This window comes from Streptomyces sp. GESEQ-35 (assembly GCF_017948485.1).
Lineage (GTDB): Bacteria > Actinomycetota > Actinomycetes > Streptomycetales > Streptomycetaceae > Streptomyces.
This window is the reverse complement of record NZ_JAFFSX010000034.1, coordinates 111,590-134,225: the sequence shown is the minus strand read 5'-3', so window position 1 is coordinate 134,225 and position 22,636 is coordinate 111,590. Positions and strand designations below refer to the sequence as shown.

Below are 22,636 nucleotides of genomic sequence, written 5' to 3'. Positions count from 1 at the left end.
CTTGCGTTTCCGACTCTATCAGATCCTTTTTCTCGGCCTGACCCCCAGTCAGCGGGGTTTGCCTTCCCGGCCGTTGGGCCGTTCCGACGAGTGAGACTTTAGCGGATTCCTGGCTCCCGAGCTAATCGGGGGCTGCGGTCTTTCGAGCGCGGATTCCTCATTTCGTAAATACGCATACCAATGACGCGACGGCAGAATGATCACTGCTCGTCGAGTAGTGGCTGGTACCTACGGAATGGCTGTCCGGGGACCGACCGGAGTCGGCGCTCACGTCGGACAACTCGGAGAACAGTACGTACCGGGTCGGGGCGTGTCAACTTCGGTCCGGACCGGCCTGTGGGGGCGTAGCCTGGCTGCGTGACGACGCGTACGTGTACCCAGCTGTGGTGGGCCGCCTGACGGCGGCCGTGCTCACGTATGCAATCAACGGCCGCCGCCTTGGCGGCCGTTCTTGTATCTCCCTCCGGGAGGGTCGGCCGGCCGGGTGCGGCGGTCTCGACCAGGAGGTGGAGAGATGACGCGGGTCTTCAGCGGGGTCAAGCCGACCGGGCATCTGACGCTGGGGAACTATCTGGGAGCCATGCGGCAGTGGGCCGCGGTCGACCAGCATCAGGCTGACGCGCTGTTCTGCATCGTCGACCTGCATGCGCTGACCGTGGACCACGATCCGGCGCGGGTGCGGCGGCTCAGTCGACAGGCGGCGACGCTGCTGCTGGCGTCGGGGCTGGATCCGGCGCAGTGCACCGTGTTCGTGCAGAGCCATGTGGATGAGCATGCGCGGCTGTCGTATCTGCTGGAGTGCGTGGCCACCGACGGTGAGATGCGGCGGATGATCCAGTACAAGGAGAAGGCAGCGCGTGAGCGGGGGCGGGGCGGGAGTGTGCGGCTGTCGCTGCTGACGTATCCCGTGCTGATGGCGGCGGACATCCTGGCGTACGGGACCGATGAGGTGCCTGTGGGGGATGACCAGGTTCAGCATGTGGAGCTGACGCGGGATCTGGCCGTGCGGTTCAACCAGCGGTACGGGCATACGTTCGTGGTGCCTCGGGCGACGCGTCCGAAGGTGGGTGCGCGGGTGATGAACCTGAAGGATCCGACGTCGAAGATGGGGAAGAGCGACGACGTCGGGCCGGGGATCGTCTATCTGCTGGATGAGCCTGACGTGGTGCGGAAGAAGGTCATGCAGGCCGTGACCGACAGCGGGCAGGAGGTCGTGTACGACCGGGCGGGGCAACCCGGCGTCGCGAATCTGCTGGAGATCCTTGCGGCCTGTACGGATGGGAACCCGGAGGGCTTGAGCGGTGTATATGAGACGTATGGCGCCTTGAAGAAGGACACCGCAGAGGCCGTGGTGGAACTCCTCAAGCCCGTACAGGAGAGACACAAGGAGTTGTGCGCGGATCCTGGACATGTGGAGGGGGTGCTGCGGGATGGAGCTGAGAAGGCACGGGCGATGGCGCGGCCGACCGTGGATGCCGCTTATCGCGCGATCGGGCTGCTGCCGCCTGCCTGAGATAGCTGGAGTGCTCTCCTAGGTCCCGGCTGTCTCCCTTCGCCTTGCCACCCCGGCGAGGGCCAGCGCGAGGGGGCCCGGGACCAAGAAGGCGAGCGGGAGCATCATCCAGGCGCAGAGCGCTGCCGTGGCCACCGCCAGCAGGATGAGGGCGCTGCCGGCGGGGTCGCGGACCGTGTCGGTGGCGGCCGCACGGAGTGCTGTGGGCCAGTCGGATACGGATTCGGGGCGGGCGCAGGCGCGCAGGGCGACCGTCAGCGCGATGGCCGTGACTGTCGTCGCCGCGGTCGCGAAGAGCGGCGCTCCTGGCAGGCCTGCGCCTGCCAGGGCGAGGTCCGCTGCCACCAGAAGGGTGCCCGCCATGGCCAGGACGCCTGCCAGCAGGTCGCCGGGGCGCAGGCGTCGGCGCAGGAGGGCGAAGTAGCGGCCGGCGGTGGCCGGTTCGTCGTTCGCCACGCCTCTGAGCACCGCACAGGCCGTGGAGAGGGCTGCCGGCGCGGTGATCAGAGGGAGGGAGGAGACGGTGGTGGCGAGGCCGATGCTGAGGACGTCGGCGAACAGGGTGGTGCGCGGGCCGAAGAGTTCGCCCGGTTCGCGGTGGGGTGTGGCGCTCATCCCTTGACTCCCGAGTGGGCCATGCCCTCGACGAGGAAGCGCTGGAAGGCGAGGAAGAACAGGACGATCGGGAGGAGGGCGATCACCGACATCGCGAACATCGGGCCGAAGGAGGACTGGCTGGAGGCGTCCACGAACGACCTGAGCGCCAGCGTGAGCGTGAACTTCTCCGGCGAGAAGAGATAGATCAGCTGGGTGAAGAAGTCGTTCCAGGTCCAGATGAAGGTGAAGATCGCCGTGGTGATGAGTGCCGGACGGGTGAGCGGAAGGATCACCAGGAAGAAGCTCCTGAAAGGGCCGCAGCCGTCTATCCGCGCCGCCTCCTCCAGCTCGCGCGGCAGCCCCCGCATGAACTGCACGATGAGGAAGACGAAGAACGCCTCCGTGGCAAGGAACTTGGGGAGGATCAGCGGCCAGTAGGTGTTCACCATGCCGAGTTGGTTGAAGATGATGTACTGCGGGATCAGCACGGCGTGGTGCGGCAGCATGATCGTCGCGATCATGAAGGCGAAGAGCGGGCCGCGGAAGCGGAAGCGCAGCCGGGCGAAGGCGTACGCGGCCAGTGAGCAGCTGAGTACGTTGCCGACGACCGCGCCGCCCGCGACGAACAGGGAGTTGCCGAGCAGCTGCCACACGGAGACGTCGTTCACGCCGTCGAGGGCTGTCGTGTAGTTGGACCACTCCAGGCTGCTGGGCAGCAGGTCGAGGCTGGCGATCACCTCGTTGGCGGGCTTGAGGGAGGTCGCGAGCAGCCATGCCAGCGGGTACAGCATCACGAGCAGCGCGGCCAGACAGCCGAGGTGCAGGGCGATGCGACGCCAGGCAACCGGCTTGCGTACGGCGACAGTTGAGGTGGTCATCGGTCCCCCTCGGACGCGTAGAAGACCCAGGAGCGCGAGGTGCGGAACAGTAGGGCGGTGACGGCGCCAATGACGAGGAGCAGTACCCAGGCCATCGCGGAGGCGTAGCCCATGTGGGAGGCGACGAAGCCCCGGTCGTAGAGGTAGAGCGTGTAGAAGAGTGTCGAGTCGGCGGGGCCGCCCTTGCCCGCGCTCACCGCGAACGCGGGGGTGAAGACCTGGAAGGCCTGGATGGTCTGGAGCACCAGGTTGAAGAAGAGCACCGGGGACAGCATGGGCACGGTGATGGAGAGGAACTGCCGCCATCGGCTCGCCCCGTCCACCGATGCCGCCTCGTACAGCTCCGTGGGGATCTGCTGGAGCCCGGCGAGGAAGATGACCATGGGTGCGCCGAACTGCCACACCGTCAGCAGGGCGACGGCGAACAGCGCCCAGCCGGGCTTGTTCACCCAGCCGCCGGTGCCGAGGAGGTTGTCGACCGTACCGCCGTCGTTGAAGATGGCCCGCCACACGAGGGCGATGGACATCGAGGTGCCGAGCAGGGAGGGCGCGTAGAAGGCGGAGCGGTAGAAGCCCTTGCCGCGCCTCATGTTCTTCAGGGCGAGGGCCACGACGAGGGCCAGGCCCAGTTGCAGCGGGACGGCGATGACCACGTACGTCAGGGTCGCGACCACCGAACGCCAGTAGCGCGGGTCCTCGGTGAACATCTGTGTGTAGTTGCGCAGGCCCACCCACTTGGGCGGGTTGAACAAGTCGTAGTCGGTGAAGGAGAGGTAGAGCGAGACGGCCATCGGGAGGAGTGTCAGCACGCAGGCACCGAGCACCCAGGGCGAGAGGAACACCCAGGCGGCGCCCTCGCGTCGGCGTCGCGGAGGCTTGCTGGGCGCGTCAGCGTCGCGCGTACGTACAGCTGTTGGTATTTGCGTGGTGGTCATGACCTCAGCTCCGCCTTCGCCTCGGTGATGTAGTTCTCGGCCGCCTCGCGGGGCGACAGCCGCTCGTACGACACCTGGTCGTAGTCGCGCTGGAAGGTGGTCTGAAGGGCGCTGTCTCCCGAAGGGGGCGCCTGGGGCGGGGCGTTGAGCTTGCCTTCGAAGGGGGCCTGGTACTCGTAGATGGTCTTGTCGAAGTCCTTGAGGTCAGCGGCGACCTCGTCTCGGATGGACTCGTTGACCGGGATGCCGCGGCTCGCGCCGAGGATCTTCGCCGCCTCGCTGTCGTTGAGCATGAAGTCGACGAGCTGGGCGGATTCCTTGGGGTGGCCCGTGTCGGCGGCGATGCCCATGAACATGGAGGGCTTGAAGTACTGGCCGGGCGTGCCGTCCTCGTTCGACGGCATGGGGGCGAGCGAGACCCCGCCCGGGACGAGGACGAGGTAGCCGCTCGCCGGGGCGTCCCAGTTCATCTCGGAGAAGGCCGTGCCACGGCCCAGCGGAGTGTTCTCGACCGACCCGTCGAGCTGGGTCGTCTGCTCGGCTGAGGAGACGGCACCTTCGCGCCGCAACTTGTCGGTGAAGGTCCACCAGCGCGTGAGGTCATCGGCGGTGAAGCCGAGTTGGTTGTCCTTTGTGTACAGGGCCTTGCCCTGGCCGCGCAGCCAGACCTCGAAGGCGTCCTCGCTCTGCCCGGGGTCGGTGCCGCCGGGCTTGCCGGTCTTCTCGGCCAGTTCGCGCATGGCGTCGGCCCATTGGGTCCAGGTCCAGCCCGCCTTGGGCAGTTCGACTCCGGCGGCCTTCCACTGCTTGGTGTCGTACACCATGGTCTCGGAGCCCCGGCCCTGCGGGATGGCGTACAGCTTTCCGTCCACCTTGCCGGTGGCGAGCAGCCCCGCGTCGAACTCCCCTGTTTTCAGGACGGATCGCTGCTTGTCGAGGTCGAGGAGTACACCTCCTGAGGCGTACTGGTCGATCATCCGGTAGTCGAGCTGCATCACGTCGGGGGCGTCCCCGCCGGCGGCCTGGGTGGCGAGCTTCTGCTTGTACGGCTCGTATCCGGCGAACGAGGTCTGGACCTCGATGTCGGGGTGTTGCTTTTCGAAGAGGTCGATGGCCTTGTCGGTGCGTTCGGCCCGGTCGGGGTTGCCCCACCAGGTGTAGCGCAGCATGATCTTGTCGCCGGTCGCCTGGTCCGAGCCGGTGCTGCAACCGGTGCCGAGGGCACTGAGTGCGAGCGTGAGGGCTAGGGCCCAGGACCTCGTTGTCCTGTTTCCGGGCATGGGGACGTCACGTCTCTTCTCGTAGGGGCGGGGAGGGTTCCGGGCCCGGGGGCGGTCAGCCGCTGGGGAGTTGGTATTCGTCGCGGCGGCCGCACATGCCGTATCCGCCGAGGCGGAGGGGTTCGGTGCTCACGGCGGTGGCGGTGGCCAGGTACTCGGCCGGCGTGCCGGAGGCGAGGGCGTCCAGCTGGGCTTCGGTCTGCTGGGCGGCGGCGAGCGCTCCGCGCTCCCAGATGCCGCGCCAGACGGCGGCCTTGGGGGCGACCAGGCGGGCGGCGGCTTCCTGGAAGGCGCGGTACGGGGCGGGATCGCCCGCGCGAAGGGACTCGCGCAGGGTGAGGTAGCCCTCGACGGCGAGGTCTCGGCGTTTGCGGGCGGCAGCCTCGATGTCCGGGCTGTCGAGGGCCGGGAGGGTGGCCGCGGCGGCGTAGCGCTCGGGGTCGTCCAGGTAATCGGAGGGGAAGGTGAAGACGGCGTCGCCGGCCTCGGGCAGGCCGCTGTTCTGCATCAGGACGGTGATGCGGAGGTCCTCGCCCTGCACCATGCGGTGGACGGTGCCCGGGGTGAACCAGGCGACCGTGCCTGCCTGGAGCGGGAGTTCGCGGTAGCCGTCGGGGCTGAGGGTCTGCACGCTGCCGGTGCCGCCGGTGACCACGTAGGCCTCGGTGCAGACGAGGTGGAGGTGGGGGCTGCCGCCGCAGACGCCGTCGGCGGCCTGCCAGTCGTAGGGAGAGAGGTGGGAGAGCGCGATACCGCCGGGGAGAAGAGGGGTGGTCACCATGCCAGTTCCTTCAGTCGGGCGGCCACGCGGGCGGTGTCCCAGGCGCCGTCGGCGACGAGGATCCGGTAGCGGTACGAGAAGGACTCCCCCGGCGGGAGGGCGAACTCCTCGTGGAACGCCCAGGAGAAGGAGACGGTCGGGATCGGTTCGGAGCGGACGAACCAGTGGGAGGCGTGGCGGGCGTCCTCGTTCTCCGGGGCGTGGGCGAAGACGAGGGTGGAGTGGCCGTCGATGTCGTCGTGTTCGGCGGTGAAGGCGATCCAGGGGGACTGCGTGCCCATCAGGTCGTCGGAGGCGTCGCGGTCGTCCGGGCCGTCGGGGCCGAAGGCGCGTCCGCCGGTGAAGTCGCGGGGGCCGCGCCAGTGCAGTCCGGTGTAGCCGGCCTGCTCGCGTCCGGCGGTGGTCGGGGAGCCGAAGGTGAGGGGCTCGCCGTCCGCTCGGGTGTTGGTCAGCTGGATGGACCAGTCGAGGGCCCAGGAGCCGGAGTCCTCGTCGACGCCGTGGAGGGTGACCGTGCGGGTCTCGCGGGCCCATTCGGCGCCCTGGTTCTCGATCCAGGTGAGGCGCTCGGTGAAGGAGAGGCGGTCGTCGGAGACGTCGAGGGTGTCGAAGCCGTCGTGGCGCATGGAGCCGATGCGGTCGTGCAGCGGGAGGTAGCCCTCGCCGTGGATGTAGGAGTGGCCGCCCCAGAAGTTCTGGCCGGAGAGGTGGCTGGCGGTCATCTGGACGCCCTTGTGCCAGCGGTGGTCGCTGGGGCGGTAGCCGGAGACCGGGTGCCCGGCGAGAGTGCGCAGGGGGTGGATGTACGGCTTGCGGGCTTCGTACGGATCGGGGTCGGGCTTGTAGACGTACTCCATCAACGGGACGTCGCCGGACGCGACCTTGATGCGCTCGCCGTGGACGTGCGTCACCTGGATGTGGGGGGAGGTCACTTGGGGCTCCATTCCGGGTGGTTGCCGTGCATCGCGGAGTAGTACGGGTCGCCGGGCGCGATCTCGCCGGCCCGGACGGTCTCGCCGGTGAAGGCCGACTTGTAGAGGGCGGCGGCGAATTCGAGGGTGCGGCGGGCTTCGGGGCCACTGCCCGGGGGGCGTACGCCCTGGTCGTGGGCGTCGAGGAGCGCGCCGAGCTGGGCGGTATGGGAACTGGGAATGTCAGTGGCGGGTGGTGGAATGGAGGTGGCGCCAGGAGCGGGGGTGTAGGTCCAGTCGGTGTTGGAGTGACCGTAGAGGTGGGTGAGTTCGACGGTTGCGCGGTCGCAGTCGATGCGGATGCGGCTGACCTCGTCGGGTGACAGGACGCTGTTGACGACGGTGGCGAGGGCGCCGTTGTCGAAGCGGACGAGGGCGGTGGAGACGTCCTCGCTCTCGGTGTCGTGGACGAGGCGGGCGGCCATCGCGCGGATCTCGGTCCAGTCGCCGAGGAGGTGCAGGAGGAGGTCGTACTGGTGGATGCCGTGGCCCATGGTGGGGCCACCGCCCTCGGAGGCCCAGCGGCCGCGCCACGGTACGGCGAAGTAGGCGGCGTCGCGGTGCCAGGTGGTCTGGCAGTGGGCGACGCGGGGGGTGCCGAGGGTGCCGTTTCGGATGAGGTCGCGGGCGTGGACGGCGCCGGAGCCGTAGCGGTGCTGGAAGACGACGGAGGCGTAGGCGCCGGTGGCTTCCTCGGCGGCGGCGAGCTCGTCGTACTCGGCGAGGGAGAGGGTGAGCGGCTTCTCGCACAGGGCCCAGGCGCCGGACTTGAGGGCGGCGAGGGTCTGCTGCTGGTGGAGGGCGGGCGGGGTGCCGATGAGGACCACGTCGGGGCGCTCGGCCTCCAGCATCGCGGTCAGGTCCTGGTATCCGGTGACACCGTCGCCGGCCAGCTTCTGGAATTCGGTGAGACGGGCGGCGTCCACGTCTACGGCGGCTACGAGTTCGATGCGGTCGGCGTGGGCCCGCAGAGCGGGGAGATGGCTGCCGCTGACGATGGCTCCCGTGCCGACGACTGCGGCGCGGAGGGGGGAGGTGGAGCGGGATTGCATGTGGGGCACCTCAGGAAGGCGAGGGGAAAGCGCTTTCTGTTGGAGTCGACACTAAGCAGGCGCCCGAGAGTGGGACAAGATCCGTGCACCTCACAACGGTCAACAAGTTCCAACATGCGCGAGGTACGGGCGCAAGAAAAAGGTGACGTGCCGGGGCCGGCACGTCACCTTGTGTGGATATGCGTCAGTTGTTGTTGCCGGACGCCAGTTCGCGGCTGCGGTCGCGGGCGGCTTCCAGGGCCGCGATGAGGGCGGCTCGTACGCCGTGGCTCTCGAGTTCGCGGATGGCGTTGATGGTCGTGCCGGCGGGTGACGTGACGTTCTCGCGGAGCTTGACCGGGTGTTCGCCGCTGTCGCGGAGCATCGTCGCGGCGCCGATCGCGGACTGGACGATCAGGTCGTGGGCCTTGTCGCGGGGCAGGCCGAGGAGGATGCCGGCGTCCGTCATGGCCTCGACCAGGTAGAAGAAGTACGCCGGTCCCGAACCGGAGAGGGCCGTGCAGGCGTCCTGCTGGGACTCGGGGACGCGGAGCGTCTTGCCGACGGCGCCGAAGATCTCCTCGGTGTGGGCGAGGTCGGCCTCGCTGGCGTGGGTGCCGGCGGAGATGACGGACATGGCCTCGTCGACCAGGGCCGGGGTGTTCGTCATGACGCGGACGACCGGGGTGCCTGCGGCCAGGCGGTCCTCGAAGAAGGAGGTGGGGATGCCTGCCGCGCCGCTGACGACCAGGCGGTCGGTGGGGACGTGGGGGGCGAGTTCGTCGAGGAGGGTGCCCATGTCCTGCGGCTTGACCGTGAGGATCAGGGTGTCGGCGGTCTTGGCCGCTTCCGCGTTGGTGACCGGGGTGACTCCGTAGCGGGTGCGGAGTTCTTCGGCTCGTTCCCGGCGGCGGGCGGTGACCAGGAGGTCGGCCGGGGTCCAGCCGGCTCGGATCATTCCGCTGAGCAGGGCTTCGCCGATTTTGCCGGTGCCGAGGACTGCGACTTTCTGGGTCATGGCTGGGGTGCCCTCCGGGGGGTTTGTCGTCCGGGGTCATCCTCGCACTGGGGGTGGGGGTGGGGGGTGTTTGTCCGGTGGGCGGGACGTTGGCTGCGCTGGGTGGGCATGGGTTGTTCTCGCCCCCGCCGCCCCTACCCGTCCCGTCCTGAAGGGGCTCCGCCCCTTCGACCCCGCCAAGGGGCTCCGCCCCCGGGACCCCCGTCGGCCTGAAGGGCCTTGTCCTCAAACGCCGGACGGGCTGAATTGTGCGGACCGGCGCTTAGAGAACCGGCCTGTCAGGGCGTTCGGCGGCGGAGGGTTGCGGCGCCCAAGGTCAGGACCAGTAGGGCGCAGCCGGCCACGATGAGGGCGTCTCGGACGAAGGCGGCTGTCATGTCGGTGTGGTTGAGGACCTCGTTCATGCCGTCGACGGCGTAGGACATGGGGAGGACGTCGGAGATGGCCTCCAGGGCGGGGTGCATGTTGGAGCGGGGGGTGAAGAGGCCGCAGAGGAGGAGCTGGGGGAAGATCACTGCCGGCATGAACTGGACCGCCTGGAATTCGGAGGCCGCGAAGGCCGAGACGAAGAGGCCGAGGGCTGTGCCGAGGAGCGCGTCGAGCAGCGCCACCAGGAGCAGGAGCCAGGGCGAGCCTGTGACGTCCAGGCCCAGGAACCAGACCGCCAGGCCCGTCGCCAGGGCCGACTGGATGATGGCCAGCGCGCCGAAGGCGAGGGCGTAGCCCGCGATCAGGTCGCCCTTGCCGAGGGGCATGGCGAGGAGGCGTTCCAGGGTGCCCGAGGTGCGTTCGCGGAGCGTGGCGATCGACGTGACCAGGAACATCGTGATCAGCGGGAAGATCCCGAGGAGTGACGCCCCGATGTTGTCGAACGTGCGCGGGCTGCCGTCGAAGACATAGCGCAGCAGGAACAGCATCACGCACGGGACCAGGACCATCAGCGCGATCGTGCGCGGGTCGTGGCGGAGCTGGCCGAGGACGCGGGCCGCGGTGGCGGTGGTGCGGGCGACGTTCAGAGGGCTGGTCGGGGCGCTGGTCGGGGCGGTCGTCATCGTCGTACTCATCGCGTCGTCTCCTTCGTACGGGCGGCCGCGATCGCCTCGTCCACCAGGTGCAGGAAGGCCGCCTCGACCGTCTCGGATCCGGTACGGGTACGGAGGGCGTCCGGGGTGTCGTCGGCGAGGATCTCGCCCTCGCGCATGAGCAGCAGGCGGTGGCAACGCTCGGCCTCGTCCATGACGTGGGAGGAGATGAGGAGCGTCGCTCCGCGGGTCGCCGCGATGGAGTGGAAGAGGTTCCAGAGGTCGCGGCGGAGCACCGGGTCCAGGCCTACCGTCGGTTCGTCCAGGACCAGGAGTTCGGGGGTGCCCAGGAGGGCCACGGCAAGGGAGACACGGCTGCGCTGACCGCCGGAGAGGTTGCCGGCCAGAGCCTCGGCGTGGCTGGTCAGGTCGACGTCGGCGATGGCCCGGGTGACGTCGGCGCGGCGGTGGTCGGCGGCCGCGCGGCCCGGGTTCAGGATCGCCGCGAAGTAGGCCAGGTTCTGGCGGACGGTGAGGTCGTCGTAGACCGACGGGGCCTGGGTGACGTAGCCGATACGGGAGCGGAGCGTGGGGTGACCGGCCGGGCGGCCCAGGACCTCCAGGGTGCCCGTGGCCTTGGCCTGGGTGCCGACGATCGCGCGCATAAGGGTCGACTTGCCGCATCCCGACGGGCCCAGCAGGCCGGTGATCTGGCCGGGCGGGACCGTGAAGTCGAGGCCGCGCAGGACCGTGCGGGGGCCGCGGACGACGGTGAGGCCGGCGGCTCGGATGGTGGTCGACTCCGTCGGGTCGGGTGGGTCCGGCGTGTAATTCATCATGCGGTGAATAATGCTCTTGTCGGGGGTGGGCGTCAAGGTGGGAAGGGGGCTGGACGCGCGGTGAGGCGAGAGGGGGGTGGTTGGGGCCGGGGGCGGGGGCGTCAGGGCCGAACGAGGCGGAGAGGGCCCCGGGGGCGTCACCGCCAGGGAAGGGCCGGGGCACGTCAAGGCCGGAGGGAGCGGGGTGGCCGGGCGCCGGGCCGGACGGGGCCCGGGAATTGCCCAGGGCCGGAGGGAACGGGGGCGGGCGCATGCCGGGTGAGCCGGGCTGTCGTAGGGCGGCTGGACCGCGCGTGGTGCGGTCAGGTGTGGACGGCGACCAGGAGGTCCACCTCGTAGGTCTCCTCGACGGTGCCGTGTGGGAAGAGGGTCAGGAGGTGCTTCTTCTCCTCGGTGAGGAAGGCGGTGCGGGTCTCGTCGCTCTGGACCAGGAAGATCGAGTGACTGCCGATGTTGGCCAGGTGCCTGTCGACGGGGATACGGCGGCTCCAACGGACCCCGCGGCGGGCGAAGTCGAGGCGGCCGGAGGGGTCGGCGGCGCGGCTGCCGGCACCGTTCGTCTCGACGACGGGGTCGGTGCCGAGGGCGTGCTGGATGCGCTGCGACTGGGCGGCGATCCAGGGGACGTCCAGGGCGTACGTGTTCCACCACAGGGCGAGTGCACCTCCCGGGCGCAGGACGCGAAGCGCCTCCGGGACCGAGTGGTCCGGGTCGGTCCAGTGCCATGCCTGGGCGTACGTCAGGAAGTCGACGGAGGCGGTGGCCAGGGGGAGGGCGTTTCCGGTGCCTCGGACGAGAGGGATGCCGGGGTTGGTGCGGTGGAACTGTGCCGCCATGCCGTCGCCGGGTTCGACGGCGACGATGTCCGCGCCGCGGGCGTGCAGGAGGGCCGTGGCAATACCGGTTCCGGCGCCGATGTCTGCGACGCGGGCGCCGGTGAGGGGGCGTCCGGCGAGTTCGTCGATCGCGTCGAAGAGGGCGGGTGGGTAGGAGGGGCGGTTGGCTGCGTACTGGGCTGCGGCTGCGTTGAAGGAGAGGGCTCGGGTGGAGTGGGAGGAAGCCGTCATACGGACATGGTGGACGGGGGTGGGGGCGGCAGCGGTGAGATTCCGGTAAGAGGGGTGGGGGGCCGGGGCTTGAGGTGCACGGGGACCGGGGCTTGTCGGGGTGGGTGCCCTGGCCGCTGGTCCACGGGCCGGGGCAGTAGGCAGCCAGTAGGCCCGAGGCTAGCTACGCCGCCGCTTCTTCTTGGACGGGTTCCCCGACCGCCGCGTCGCCCGCTTCTCGTGCTCCTCGCGGGCCGTCTCGTACTCCTGGCGGTGGAGTTTCTCGCCGGGAGCCTCGATGAGGGAGCGGAAGAAGTAGGCGAGGAGGGAGCCGATGAAGCCGATGGCCAGGAGGCCGCGGAGGGAGGCCTGGCGGTCGGGGTCGGGGCGCTTGGCGAAGGTGTCCCAGGTGTGCCGGAAGGCGAGTGCGCTACAGACGGCGAACATGACGACGACCAGGAGCGTGACGAAGCTGCCGGTGTCGGCGATCTGGAGGCCTTCGTAGGCGAAGCGGAGGACGAGGCAGGAGACGGCCGCTGCCGCGAGGGAGCCTACGGCGGCTGCGAGGCGGCGGGCTGCGTAGCCGCTGTCGTGGTTCACCCAGGTCGTGCCGAAGAAGCGGATGGGCTCGGGGCGGGGGCCCGGGGTGTCGGGGGTGCCGTTGGAGCCCGCGGGGGTGGCCGGGGTGCCGGAATCGTCGCTCACAGGTCGATTATGGCGTCGACGCTCCCGCGGGCTCCTCGGGGTGTCAGGCGCAGCGGTCGGCGACGTAACCGTCGCTGCCTGTGTTCACATACGTGTCCGAGACATACTCGCCGTCGGCGATGTTGTCCCAGATCCTGCTGGTGCCGTAGGGACCGGTGACCGTCGTGCCCGGCGTCTGGCAGTAGATCGGGACGCGTGCACCCACGGGCAGGACGCGGACGATGGCGTAGTTGGTGCCGGGGCCCCTGCGGACGTTGAGACGGACCCCCGGTGCGACCGGGTAGTAGCGCACGGCCGCGGTCGCCATTGCCGTGACGGCCTCTTCCTCGCCGCCTTCTATGGCCTCGGTGCGGTCAACAGACATGTGATTCTCCCCCGTTGAACATGAAACCCCCCGGTTTCAGCCCCATGACTGCCATGGGGTCCCGTTGATTCCCCTAAATCACGCCATGAAACACATGTACGCAACTTGCACACGGAGGCTAGCAAGCCTCCTCCGTCTCGTACGAGTCATCGACTAGGCTCCGTGCGTCGCACGCGCCGACAAGCAGCACGGGGGTGATCCCATGGCGCCACAGCGGAATGCCGGAGCTGGCGCGGAAGCGGAACTTCCCGAGTACGCCGGTCACTACCGTCTGGAGTCATGCCTGGGCTCCGGCGGCATGGGCGTGGTGCACCTGGCCCGCAGCACCTCGGGCATGAAGCTCGCGGTGAAGGTCGTACATGCCGAGTTCGCGAGAGATCCCGAGTTCAGGGGCCGCTTTCGGCAAGAGGTGGCCGCGGCGCGAAGAGTAAGCGGTGCGTTCACGGCGTCCGTTGTGGATGCCGATCCGGAGGCTGAACGGCCGTGGATGGCCACGCTGTTCATTCCGGGCCCGACGCTGTCCGATCAGGTGAAGCGGAACGGGCCCATGGCTCCGGCCCAGTTGCGCCGTCTGATGGCCGGGCTCGCCGAGGCGATGCGCGACATCCATCGGGTCGGCGTCGTGCACCGCGATCTGAAGCCGAGCAATGTACTGCTCGCCGAGGACGGGCCGAAGGTCATCGACTTCGGCATCTCTCGGCCAAAGGACAGCGAACTGCGCACCGAGACCGGCAAATTGATCGGTACGCCGCCGTTCATGGCGCCCGAGCAGTTCCGGCGGCCCCGGGAGGTCGGGCCCGCCGCCGACGTCTTCGCCCTCGGGTCGGTGCTGGTGCATGCGGCGACGGGGCGTGGGCCCTTCGACTCCGACAGCCCGTATGTCGTCGCCTACCAGGTGGTGCACGACGAGCCGGACCTGACCGGCGTACCGGAGGATCTTGCTCCGCTGGTGCTGCGGTGCCTCGCCAAGGAGCCGGAGGACCGGCCCACACCGGACGAGCTCATGCGGGAACTGAGGTCGGTGTCGGCCTCGTACGACACACAGGCCTTCATACCCGCGCAGCGGACGAGCACGGGTGAGGTGCAGCAGCAGTCGGAGCCTGCGGATAGTTCCGAGCAGCCGCCCGTCAAGCGTCGGCGCAGACGAGCGGTCCTCGCGGCCGGCGCGCTCGGTCTGGTGGCGTGCGGTGCGCTCGTCGCGGTTCAGCTGCTCGGCGGAGAAGGCAACTCCCCGAAGGAGAGCGGCACTCGCTCCGCACCGGCGGCCTTCCGTGCCTGGGAGGCACAACCGGTATCCTCGGACGAGACCCCCCAATGCTCCTACGGAGCAAGGAAGTTGATCTGCGCGCAGGGCGGACAGGTCTACGCCCTCGCGCCGTCCGACGGAACCCTGCTCTGGCGACACTCCGTCACCTCACTGGGTACGAACGGCCCTCCGTTCATGTCCGGCGGCCTCGTCCAGCCCTCGCTGGACGTGTCGCGGCGCCTGGAGGCGCTCGATCCCGCTTCGGGCAAGCCGCGTTGGCAGCGAGACGCGCCCGCGCACATCGGCATGCAGTCCGCCGGGGGCATGCTCCTGTTCACCGGCGCCGACGGCACGGTCACGGCTGTGGACAGTGCCTCGGGCGACGAGAAGTGGAGCCGGCCGATACCTGGCCAGAAGGCCCCGCTGTTCGAGTCGTTCCCCGGGGACCCGCTGGCGTACGCGACGCGGACCTCCGACGACGGGTCGAGCACACGGATCACAGCCGTGGACCCCGCCACGGGTGACGTCCGGTGGGACGTTCGGCTGAACGGGACGCTGGACGCCGTCGGCAGCAGCGACGGATCCGTCTTCTTCCTCTCCGGCGACCCGGTCTACGGCGACGCGAAGGCCGTCGTCCGTTACACCCCGGAGTCGAAGTCGACCCGGCGGGTGACACTTCCCGTCTCCCGCCAGGGGGCCCAGGCGTCCGTACAGGGGAACCTCGTCTACCTCATGGCCGCAGGGGGCTCCCTGGAAGCCGTCGACATGAACGCGCGGAAGTCGCTGTGGCGCATCGAGACCGCGGTGAGCCGGGGTTCCACGCCCGTCGCCGGAGGCGGTCATGTGTACTTCTCCGGCGCCGACGGACGGCTGCTCGCCGTGGACGCACGCACGGGGACGCTCGCCGGGCAGACATCACCCCGGCTCGGCGCGAAGTCGGACCGAATCCCGGGCTCGCTGAACCAGCCCGTGATCATCGACGGCCACGTGTACACAAGTGCCCCCGACGGCACCGTCTTCGCCGTGGACGGCAGCAACCCGTCGGACTGGTGACAGACATCGGCCTGGTGACAGACAAAGGCCGCCTCCGAAGAGGCGGCCCCTGAAGCAGATCCTCAGCCCAGCATCGACACGTCCCGCACCGCGCCCTTGTCCGCGCTGGTCGCCATCGCGGCGTATGCCCGCAGCGCCGCCGACACCTTGCGCTCGCGGTTCCTCGGCGCGTACACGCCGTTCAGGGCCTGCTCGCGGCGGGTCAACTCGGCGTCGTCCACCAGCAGTTCGATCGTCCGGTTCGGGATGTCGATCCGGATGCGGTCGCCGTCCTCGACGAGGGCGATGGTGCCGCCGGACGCGGCCTCGGGGGACGCGTGGCCGATGGACAGGCCCGATGTGCCGCCGGAGAAACGGCCGTCGGTGACCAGGGCGCACGTCTTGCCGAGGCCGCGGCCCTTGAGGAAGGACGTCGGGTAGAGCATCTCCTGCATGCCGGGGCCGCCCTTGGGGCCCTCGTAGCGGATGACGACGACGTCGCCGTCGGTGACCTGTTTGTTGAGGATTTTCTCGACGGCTTCCTCCTGCGACTCGCAGACCACCGCCGGACCCTCGAAGGTCCAGATCGACTCGTCGACGCCCGCCGTCTTCACCACGCAGCCGTCGACGGCCAGGTTGCCCTTGAGGACCGCCAGGCCGCCGTCCTTGGAGTACGCGTGCTCGGCGGAGCGGATGCAGCCGCCCTCGGCGTCCTCGTCCAGGGCCGCCCAGCGCTCGGACTGGGAGAAGGCCTCGGCGGAGCGGACGCAGCCGGGGGCCGCGTGCCACAGTTCCACGGCCTCGGGCGACGGGGAGCCGGCGCGGACGTCCCATGTCTTCAGCCAGTCCGCCAGGGACGGGCTGTGGACGGAGTGCACGTCCTCGTTCAGCAGGCCCGCGCGGTGCAGTTCGCCGAGGAGGGCGGGGATGCCGCCGGCGCGGTGCACGTCCTCCATGTAGTACGTGCGGTCCTTGGCGACGTTCGGAGCGACCTTGGCGAGGCAGGGGACCTTGCGCGAGACCTCGTTGATCTCGTTGAGGCCGAACGGAACGCCCGCCTCCTGGGCCGCCGCCAGCAGGTGCAGGATCGTGTTGGTCGAGCCGCCCATCGCGATGTCCAGCGCCATCGCGTTCTCGAAGGCGGCGAAGGTGGCGACGTTGCGCGGCAGGACCGTCTCGTCGTCCTGGTCGTAGTAGCGCCGGGTGATGTCCATGACCGTGCGGGCGGCATCGACGTACAGCCGCTTGCGGGCCGTGTGCGTGGCCAGGACCGAGCCGTTGCCGGGCAGGCTGAGGCCGATCGCCTCCGTGAGGCAGTTCATGGAGTTGGCCGTGAACATGCCGGAGCAGGAGCCACAGGTCGGACAGGCGTTCTCCTCGATACGGAGGATGTCCTCGTCCGAGATCTTGTCGTTCACGGCGTCGGAGATCGCGTCGACCAGGTCGAGCGTACGGACCGTGCCGTCGACCAGCGTGGCGCGGCCGGACTCCATCGGGCCGCCGGAGACGAAGACCGTGGGGATGTTCAGCCGCAGGGCGGCGTTGAGCATGCCCGGGGTGATCTTGTCGCAGTTGGAGATGCAGATCAGGGCGTCGGCGCAGTGGGCCTCGACCATGTACTCGACCGAGTCCGCGATGAGGTCGCGGGAGGGAAGGGAGTACAGCATGCCGCCGTGGCCCATCGCGATGCCGTCGTCCACGGCGATCGTGTTGAACTCGCGCGGGATGCCGCCCGCCTCGACGATCGCCTCGCTGACGATCCGGCCGACCGGCTGGAGGTGTGTGTGCCCCGGCACGAACTCCGTGAAGCTGTTGGCGACCGCGATGATCGGCTTGCGGCCGATGTCCGCACCGGGTACACCGGAGGCGCGCATAAGGGCGCGGGCGCCCGCCATGTTGCGACCGTGGGTGACTGTGCGGGACCTCAGCTCGGGCATCGTCGCTCGCTCCTTCGAAGAGTTCTGGAGAGTTCTGCCGAGAGTTTTGACTGCTTCGAGCGTACGCCGGGGCACTGACAGCCGGACCCCGTGTCCGGAATGCGGGATGCGCGTCTCAGGGACAGCGGGTAGTGGACTCAGGGATTCACGGAGTGCGTGAGGTGTCCCTGCACCACCGGCGCCACCCGCGCGATGATCTCCTCCGGGTCCGCCGAAGCGATCGGCTCCACCTTGATCACGTACCGGAGCATGGCGATCCCCACCAGCTGCGCGGCCGCGAGCTCGGCGCGCAGCTCCGCGTCCGGGGCGTCGATCTCCCCGGCGATACGGCGCAGCAGCTGCGTGGAGATGAGCCGGCGGAAGACGGCTGCCGCGGTGTCGTTGTTCACCGCCGACCGGATGATCGCGAGCAGCGGGGTCCGGGTGACCGGGTTCTCCCAGAGCCCGAAGATCATGCGGGTCATGCGCTCGCCGACGTCGTCGAGAGGGCCTTCGAGGACCGCGTCCCGGATCTTCAGGGCGGGCGCGAAGGCGACCTCGACGGCCGCCGCGAAGACCTGCTCCTTGGTGCCGAAGTAGTGGTGGACCAGCGCGGAGTCCACGCCGGCCGCCTTGGCGATGGCGCGGACCGACGTCTTCTCGTACCCCCGCTCGGAGAACTCCTCGCGGGCCGCGTTCAGGATCAGGTCGCGGGTGTCGGCGGATTCCGTACGACGGGGTCTGCCGCGCTTCCGGGCGGTCGCGTCGGTCATCGCCGGGGCACCTGCACCGCCGACGCCAGGTGGAGGCGCGTGAAGGCGAGCGCCTCCGCGAGGTCGGCCTCGCGTTCGGCGCTGGACATCGCGCGCCGGGTGTTGACCTCGATGACGACGTGGCCGTCGAAGCCGGTCAGCGCGAGCCGTTCCAGCAGCTCGGCGCAGGGTTGAGTGCCGCGGCCGGGAACCAGGTGCTCGTCCTTCGCCGACCCCTTGCCGTCCGCGAGGTGGACGTGGCCGAGACGGTCTCCCATCCGGTCGATCATCTGGATCGCGTCCGTGCGGGCCGTCGCCGTATGGCTGAGGTCGATCGTGAAGTGGCGGTAGTCCTCCTTGGTGACGTCCCAGTCGGGGGCGTACGCGAGCATCTCGCGGTCGCGGTAGCGCCAGGGGTACATGTTCTCCACTGCGAACCGCACGTCCGTCTCATTGGCCATGCGCCAGATCCCGGTGACGAAGTCGCGGGCGTACTGGCGCTGCCAGCGGAACGGGGGGTGTACGACGACCGTGCTCGCGTCCAGCTTCTCCGCCGCCGCCTGGGCGCGCTGGAGCTTGATCCAGGGGTCGGTGGACCACACGCGCTGCGTGATGAGCAGACAGGGGGCGTGGACGGCCAGGACCGGGATCCGGTGGTAGTCCGAGAGCCGGCGCAGGGCCTCGATGTCCTGGCTGACCGGGTCGGTCCACACCATCACCTCGACGCCGTCGTACCCGAGGCGTGCGGCGATCTCGAAGGCCGTCGCCGTCGACTCCGGGTAGACGGAGGCCGTCGAGAGGGCGACCTTCGCGTCCGGGATCCGTACGACTGGGTTTGCCACGGAGACAGGGTACGGGGTGCCTTCCGGCGGTTGGGCCGGGTGCCTATTCGCGGTGGTCCAGATCCACCATGGGCGGCTGCAGGTTGTTCGTGGCTGGTCGCGCAGTTCCCCGCGCCCCTGGCGGGGCGCTGTCGGAACCCATGTGGTCAAGTCGCCGCAGGATCACACCCTCCCTCAGGGCCCACGGGCAGATTTCCAGCGTCTCGACGCCGAACAGGTCCATCGCGCCCTCGGCCACCATGGCACCCGCCAGCAGCTGGCCGGACCGGCCCTCCGACACTCCCGGGAGTTCCGCTCGCTGGGCTGCCGTCATGCCTGCCAGCTGGGGGACCCAGGCCTCCAGGGACTCGCGCTTGAGGTCGCGCTGGACGTAGAGGCCCTCGGTGGAGCGGGCGGCGCCGGCGATGCGGGCCAGTTGCTTGAAGGTCTTCGAGGTGGCGACCACGTGGTCGGGGCGGCCGAAGCGGGTGAACTCGCCCACGGTGCGGGCGATCTGGGCCCGGACATGGCGGCGCAGGGTCCTTATCGCCTCCGGGTCGGGCGGGTCGCCGGGGAGCCAGCCGGCGGTGAGGCGGCCCGCGCCGAGAGGCAGGGAGACAGCGGCGTCGGGCTCCTCGTCGATGCCGTACGCGATCTCCAGGGAGCCGCCGCCGATGTCCAGGACCAGCAGCTTCCCCGCCGACCAGCCGAACCAGCGGCGGACGGCGAGGAAGGTGAGACGGGCCTCTTCGGCGCCGGTGAGGACCTGGAGCTCGACGCCGGTCTCGGCGTGCACGCGCGCGAGGACGTCATCGGCGTTGCTGGCCTCGCGCACGGCGGAGGTCGCGAACGGCAGCAGGTCCTCGACGCCTTTGTCCTCGGCGGCCTGGAGCGCCTCGCGGACGACGCCGATCAGCCGGTCGACGCCGTCGGGGCCGATCGCTCCGTCGTCGTCGAGCAGTTGGGCAAGGCGCAGTTCCGCCTTGTGCGAGTGCGCGGGCAGGGGGCGCGCGCCCGGGTGCGCATCCACCACCAGGAGATGCACCGTGTTGGATCCCACGTCGAGGACACCGAGTCTCATGTACAGAACGCTACTGCCAGCGAAGACCTCGGCCGTCACCCGCGCGGTCCCGGAACCGGTTCCGGGCGACTTACCCTGGTCTCGTGCCAAAGACGAAAAAGGCGAAGGACGAGAAGTCGGCCAAGAAGGCCAAATCCGGCAAGGGTTCTTCGCAGGCGAAGACGGCCAAGCCGCCGACGGCCCCGCAGGTGAGCGATGAGCAGGGCCTCGACTTCGCGCGCGCGTGGGTGGAATTTCCTGATCCGGCGGACGACGAACAGGTCTTCCGCTGCGATCTGACATGGCTGACCTCTCGGTGGAACTGCATCTTCGGCAGCGGCTGCCAGGGCATCCAGGCGGGCCGCGCGGACGACGGGTGCTGCACACTGGGCGCGCACTTCTCCGACGAGGACGACGAGAAACGGGTCGCCGGGCATGTGGCGAGGCTCACTCCGGATGTCTGGCAGAACCACGACGTGGGGACGCAGACCGGCTGGGTCTCGGTCGACGACGACGGCGACCGGCAGACCCGCCCGTACCAGGGCTCGTGCATCTTCCAGAACCGGCCCGGTTTCGCGGGCGGCGCGGGCTGCTCGCTGCACATCCTCGCCGTGAAGGAGGGCCGGGAGCCGCTGGAGACCAAGCCCGACGTGTGCTGGCAGCTGCCGGTCCGGCGGACGTACGAGTGGATCGACCGGCCCGACGACACGCGCGTGCTCCAGGTGTCCATCGGTGAGTACGACCGCCGGGGCTGGGGTCCTGGCGGCCATGACCTGCACTGGTGGTGCACGTCGGCGACGTCGGCGCACGGTGCGGGCGATCCGGTGTACGTGTCGTACCGGCCGGAGCTGACCGAGCTGATGGGCAAGGCGGGGTACGACCGGCTGGTCGAGCTGTGCGAGGAACGGCTGGCCTCGCAGCTGCCGTTGCTGGCGCCGCATCCGGCGGACCCGGTGGACTGATCGGCCGCGGATCCCACGGGTTGACCTGCTGGTGGATTGATCTTCAGGACGTTGTGGGGCTCGGGTCGCCGCTGTCGCTCGGTGGTGGCGACGAGTCCCCTGGATCCCCCGGGTCGGACGGCGACGGCTCACTGGGGGTCGGGCTCGGGTCGGCGGAGGACGGGGGCGGGTCGCTCGGCATGGGCTCGGTGGGCGACGGGTCGGTCGGGGGCGGGCTCGGATCGGACGTCGACGGGGGCGGGTCGCTGGGAGTGACTGGCCCGGGTCCCGGGTGGGACGGGGTGGGCGCGGTGCCGTAGCCCTCGATGGAGACGACGGCGCCGACGGGTGAGATCGCCATGCGCGCGCTCCAGTACCCGGACGGCTCGCGCAGATGGTCGACGTGCACCTTGATCGTCAACGACTCGCCGGGTTCGAGCGTTCCCGAGGACTGGCTCGGATAGAGCCAGGAGGCGCCCGTGGTCGCGGACCAGTGGACGGGCGCGGAGCCGGTCGCGGTGAGGGTGAGGAGCGTGGTGTCGCCGCTGTTGTCGGCCGTCACCGCGAGGTGTGCCGCGCCCTTGGTGGCGGCGCCGGTGACGCTGATGACCTCCACCGAGACGTCGGGCCTGCTTCCCTGGCCGAAGCGGGTGCCGGGCTTGATGTCGGCGTTCCCGGCGTTCTCGTAGCCCCCGCTCGCCGCCTCGCCGTCCAGGCTGCCTGGGCCGTACGCCTCGCTCGCACTGGCCGGGCTGCCCTCCTGACCCTCGGCGACCGGCGTACCCCGGTAGGCGGCCCACAGCGCGAGCACGGGCGCGGCGACGACGGTGGCGACCACGGTTGTCGTGAGGGCACGCGCGCGTAGCCGGTCCCTGCGGGCCGCACGGTCCTTGGGGTCCATCGGGAAACCGCGCCGGTCGAAGCGGGGAGCGGCGGCCCGTGCGCGCGGGCCGTGCGCCATGGCGATGTGCAGGGCCGCGCGGGGCGCCTGAAGGACGGGCAGTTCGGCGGTGGTGGCGTTCGCGCCGGGCCAGCGGCCGGGGATCGCGCGCTCGGCGGTACGGCGGCAGCGCGGACAGTCGTCGACGTGCCGCACCAGCTCGCGGCGCACGGCGGCGCTGAGCACCAGCTGGTTGTCGCCGGTGAGCCGGGCGACGCCCGGGCAGCCGCCGGTCTCCACGACGGCGAGGGCGGCACGCGTGCGTTCCACCTCGCAGGCGGCGGAGGCGAGCAGTTCGCGGGCGGTGGCCAGGTCCAGGCCGAGGACGGCGGCGACCTCGTGCGCGGCGAGATGGTGGCGCACGGCGAGTTCGAGCGCCTCGCGCTGTTCCGGGGTGGTGCCAGCGGCCTCCGGCCAGGCGAGCAGGGCGAGTTCACGCCGCCGCTGCTCCTGGACCTCGTCGGAGACGGGCGGCGCGGGAGACTCCGCGGTGCGGCGCCGGTCGGTGGTGTGCCGGCCCGCCGCGTGGGTGGCCTGACGTTTCTGCTTGGCTTCGGCCAGCTTGCGCAGGCACGCCCAGCGGGCCAGCGCGTACAGCCAGGCCCTGCGGTCGCCGGCCGCGTCCGGCCCGTGCCGGCCACGCCGCTCGGCCAGCGCGAGGACGTCCCCGAGGGCGGCGGTCGCCGCGTCGTGGTCGCACAGCACGGACAGGCAGTAGGTGAACAGGCCGTCCAGGTAGGGCTCGTAGCGCGCGGGCGGCCGCTGCGCCAGCGTGCGCGCGGCAGCACGGTCTCGCGCCTCCCGGTGCGACCTGTGTGCGCCGGTGGTGCGGGTCGAGGTCTCCGAACTGCTGCTCATCACCCGTGGACCGTAGGCGGCGGGCGTTGGCGGCTTCCTGCCCCTTGAGCACTTTTAATCCATACGGGTGAAACGATCCCTCAATCGGGG

The 22,636-nt window shown here is 70.0% G+C and carries 21 protein-coding genes; 3 read left to right on the top strand and 18 right to left on the bottom strand.

Annotation, left to right across the window (positions count from 1 at the left end):
- The first annotated feature begins 514 nt into the window (after positions 1-514).
- Positions 515-1,513 carry a tryptophan--tRNA ligase gene (gene trpS / locus KCH87_RS43010; protein WP_210593388.1) on the top strand — a complete coding sequence of 333 codons (999 nt, stop codon included), beginning with the start codon at positions 515-517 and terminating at the stop codon, positions 1,511-1,513.
- 18 nt (positions 1,514-1,531) lie between these two features.
- On the opposite strand, the gene KCH87_RS43005 is transcribed toward trpS, so the two are convergent.
- From KCH87_RS43005 to KCH87_RS42945, 13 genes are all read right to left on the bottom strand, one after another.
- Positions 1,532-2,128: a hypothetical protein gene (locus tag KCH87_RS43005; protein WP_210593387.1), complete on the bottom strand. Its 597-nt coding sequence runs from the start codon at positions 2,126-2,128 to the stop codon at positions 1,532-1,534.
- Positions 2,125-2,988: a carbohydrate ABC transporter permease gene (locus KCH87_RS43000; RefSeq protein ID WP_210593386.1), complete on the bottom strand. Its 864-nt coding sequence runs from the start codon at positions 2,986-2,988 to the stop codon at positions 2,125-2,127. Before KCH87_RS43000 ends, KCH87_RS43005 begins: the two co-directional genes overlap by 4 nt.
- Positions 2,985-3,923 (bottom strand): carbohydrate ABC transporter permease, encoded by a 939-nt coding sequence (locus KCH87_RS42995; RefSeq protein WP_210593385.1) that lies wholly within the window; start codon positions 3,921-3,923, stop codon positions 2,985-2,987. Before KCH87_RS42995 ends, KCH87_RS43000 begins: the two co-directional genes overlap by 4 nt.
- A complete protein-coding gene (locus tag KCH87_RS42990) occupies positions 3,920-5,203 on the bottom strand; it encodes an ABC transporter substrate-binding protein (protein ID WP_210593384.1) in 1,284 nt (427 codons plus the stop codon). The genes KCH87_RS42995 and KCH87_RS42990 overlap by 4 nt, the downstream gene beginning before the upstream one ends.
- Positions 5,204-5,258: 55 nt before the next feature.
- Positions 5,259-5,984: a cupin gene (locus KCH87_RS42985; RefSeq protein ID WP_210593383.1), complete on the bottom strand. Its 726-nt coding sequence runs from the start codon at positions 5,982-5,984 to the stop codon at positions 5,259-5,261.
- Positions 5,978-6,916 carry a PmoA family protein gene (locus KCH87_RS42980; protein ID WP_308299053.1) on the bottom strand — a complete coding sequence of 313 codons (939 nt, stop codon included), beginning with the start codon at positions 6,914-6,916 and terminating at the stop codon, positions 5,978-5,980. The genes KCH87_RS42985 and KCH87_RS42980 overlap by 7 nt, the downstream gene beginning before the upstream one ends.
- Positions 6,913-8,007 carry a Gfo/Idh/MocA family protein gene (locus tag KCH87_RS42975; protein WP_210593381.1) on the bottom strand — a complete coding sequence of 365 codons (1,095 nt, stop codon included), beginning with the start codon at positions 8,005-8,007 and terminating at the stop codon, positions 6,913-6,915. Before KCH87_RS42975 ends, KCH87_RS42980 begins: the two co-directional genes overlap by 4 nt.
- A gap of 184 nt (positions 8,008-8,191) precedes the next feature.
- On the bottom strand, positions 8,192-9,004 hold the full coding sequence (gene proC / locus KCH87_RS42970; RefSeq protein ID WP_210593380.1) for a pyrroline-5-carboxylate reductase: 813 nt from the start codon (positions 9,002-9,004) through the stop codon (positions 8,192-8,194).
- A 278-nt stretch (positions 9,005-9,282) separates the two neighbouring features.
- Entirely contained in the window at positions 9,283-10,068 is a 786-nt protein-coding gene (locus KCH87_RS42965) for an ABC transporter permease (protein ID WP_210593379.1), read from the bottom strand.
- Positions 10,065-10,865 (bottom strand): ABC transporter ATP-binding protein, encoded by an 801-nt coding sequence (locus tag KCH87_RS42960; protein WP_210593378.1) that lies wholly within the window; start codon positions 10,863-10,865, stop codon positions 10,065-10,067. The genes KCH87_RS42965 and KCH87_RS42960 overlap by 4 nt, the downstream gene beginning before the upstream one ends.
- 302 nt (positions 10,866-11,167) lie before the next feature.
- On the bottom strand, positions 11,168-11,932 hold the full coding sequence (locus tag KCH87_RS42955; RefSeq protein WP_210593377.1) for a class I SAM-dependent methyltransferase: 765 nt from the start codon (positions 11,930-11,932) through the stop codon (positions 11,168-11,170).
- 159 nt (positions 11,933-12,091) lie between these two features.
- On the bottom strand, positions 12,092-12,616 hold the full coding sequence (locus KCH87_RS42950; protein ID WP_210593376.1) for an EamA/RhaT family transporter: 525 nt from the start codon (positions 12,614-12,616) through the stop codon (positions 12,092-12,094).
- Between the two features lie 43 nt (positions 12,617-12,659).
- Complete coding sequence (locus KCH87_RS42945) at positions 12,660-12,980, bottom strand: SH3 domain-containing protein (protein ID WP_210593375.1); 321 nt, start codon at positions 12,978-12,980, stop codon at positions 12,660-12,662.
- Between the two features lie 202 nt (positions 12,981-13,182).
- Here KCH87_RS42945 and KCH87_RS42940 point away from each other — a divergent pair, with 202 nt between their 5' ends.
- Entirely contained in the window at positions 13,183-15,279 is a 2,097-nt protein-coding gene (locus KCH87_RS42940; protein ID WP_210593374.1) for a serine/threonine-protein kinase, read from the top strand.
- 62 nt (positions 15,280-15,341) lie between these two features.
- Here the strand turns inward: KCH87_RS42940 and ilvD are convergent, their stop codons facing one another.
- The 4 genes from ilvD to KCH87_RS42920 form a co-directional block, all read right to left on the bottom strand.
- Complete coding sequence (gene ilvD / locus KCH87_RS42935) at positions 15,342-17,195, bottom strand: dihydroxy-acid dehydratase (protein ID WP_210593373.1); 1,854 nt, start codon at positions 17,193-17,195, stop codon at positions 15,342-15,344.
- A 137-nt stretch (positions 17,196-17,332) separates the two neighbouring features.
- Positions 17,333-17,947, bottom strand: a complete 615-nt coding sequence (locus KCH87_RS42930) for a TetR family transcriptional regulator (protein ID WP_210593372.1) — start codon at positions 17,945-17,947, stop codon at positions 17,333-17,335.
- Entirely contained in the window at positions 17,944-18,768 is an 825-nt protein-coding gene (locus KCH87_RS42925; protein WP_210593371.1) for a sugar phosphate isomerase/epimerase, read from the bottom strand. Before KCH87_RS42925 ends, KCH87_RS42930 begins: the two co-directional genes overlap by 4 nt.
- 43 nt (positions 18,769-18,811) lie before the next feature.
- Entirely contained in the window at positions 18,812-19,828 is a 1,017-nt protein-coding gene (locus KCH87_RS42920) for a Ppx/GppA phosphatase family protein (RefSeq protein WP_247197653.1), read from the bottom strand.
- A gap of 83 nt (positions 19,829-19,911) precedes the next feature.
- On the opposite strand from KCH87_RS42920, the gene KCH87_RS42915 reads away from it, so the two are divergent.
- Entirely contained in the window at positions 19,912-20,769 is an 858-nt protein-coding gene (locus KCH87_RS42915) for a hypothetical protein (RefSeq protein ID WP_210593370.1), read from the top strand.
- Positions 20,770-20,812: 43 nt separating this feature from the next.
- Here KCH87_RS42915 and KCH87_RS42910 read toward each other — a convergent pair whose 3' ends face one another.
- The gene (locus tag KCH87_RS42910) at positions 20,813-22,549 is read right to left on the bottom strand and encodes a sigma-70 family RNA polymerase sigma factor (RefSeq protein ID WP_210593369.1); all 1,737 of its coding nucleotides are present in this window, start codon (positions 22,547-22,549) and stop codon (positions 20,813-20,815) included.
- Positions 22,550-22,636 lie beyond the last annotated feature (87 nt).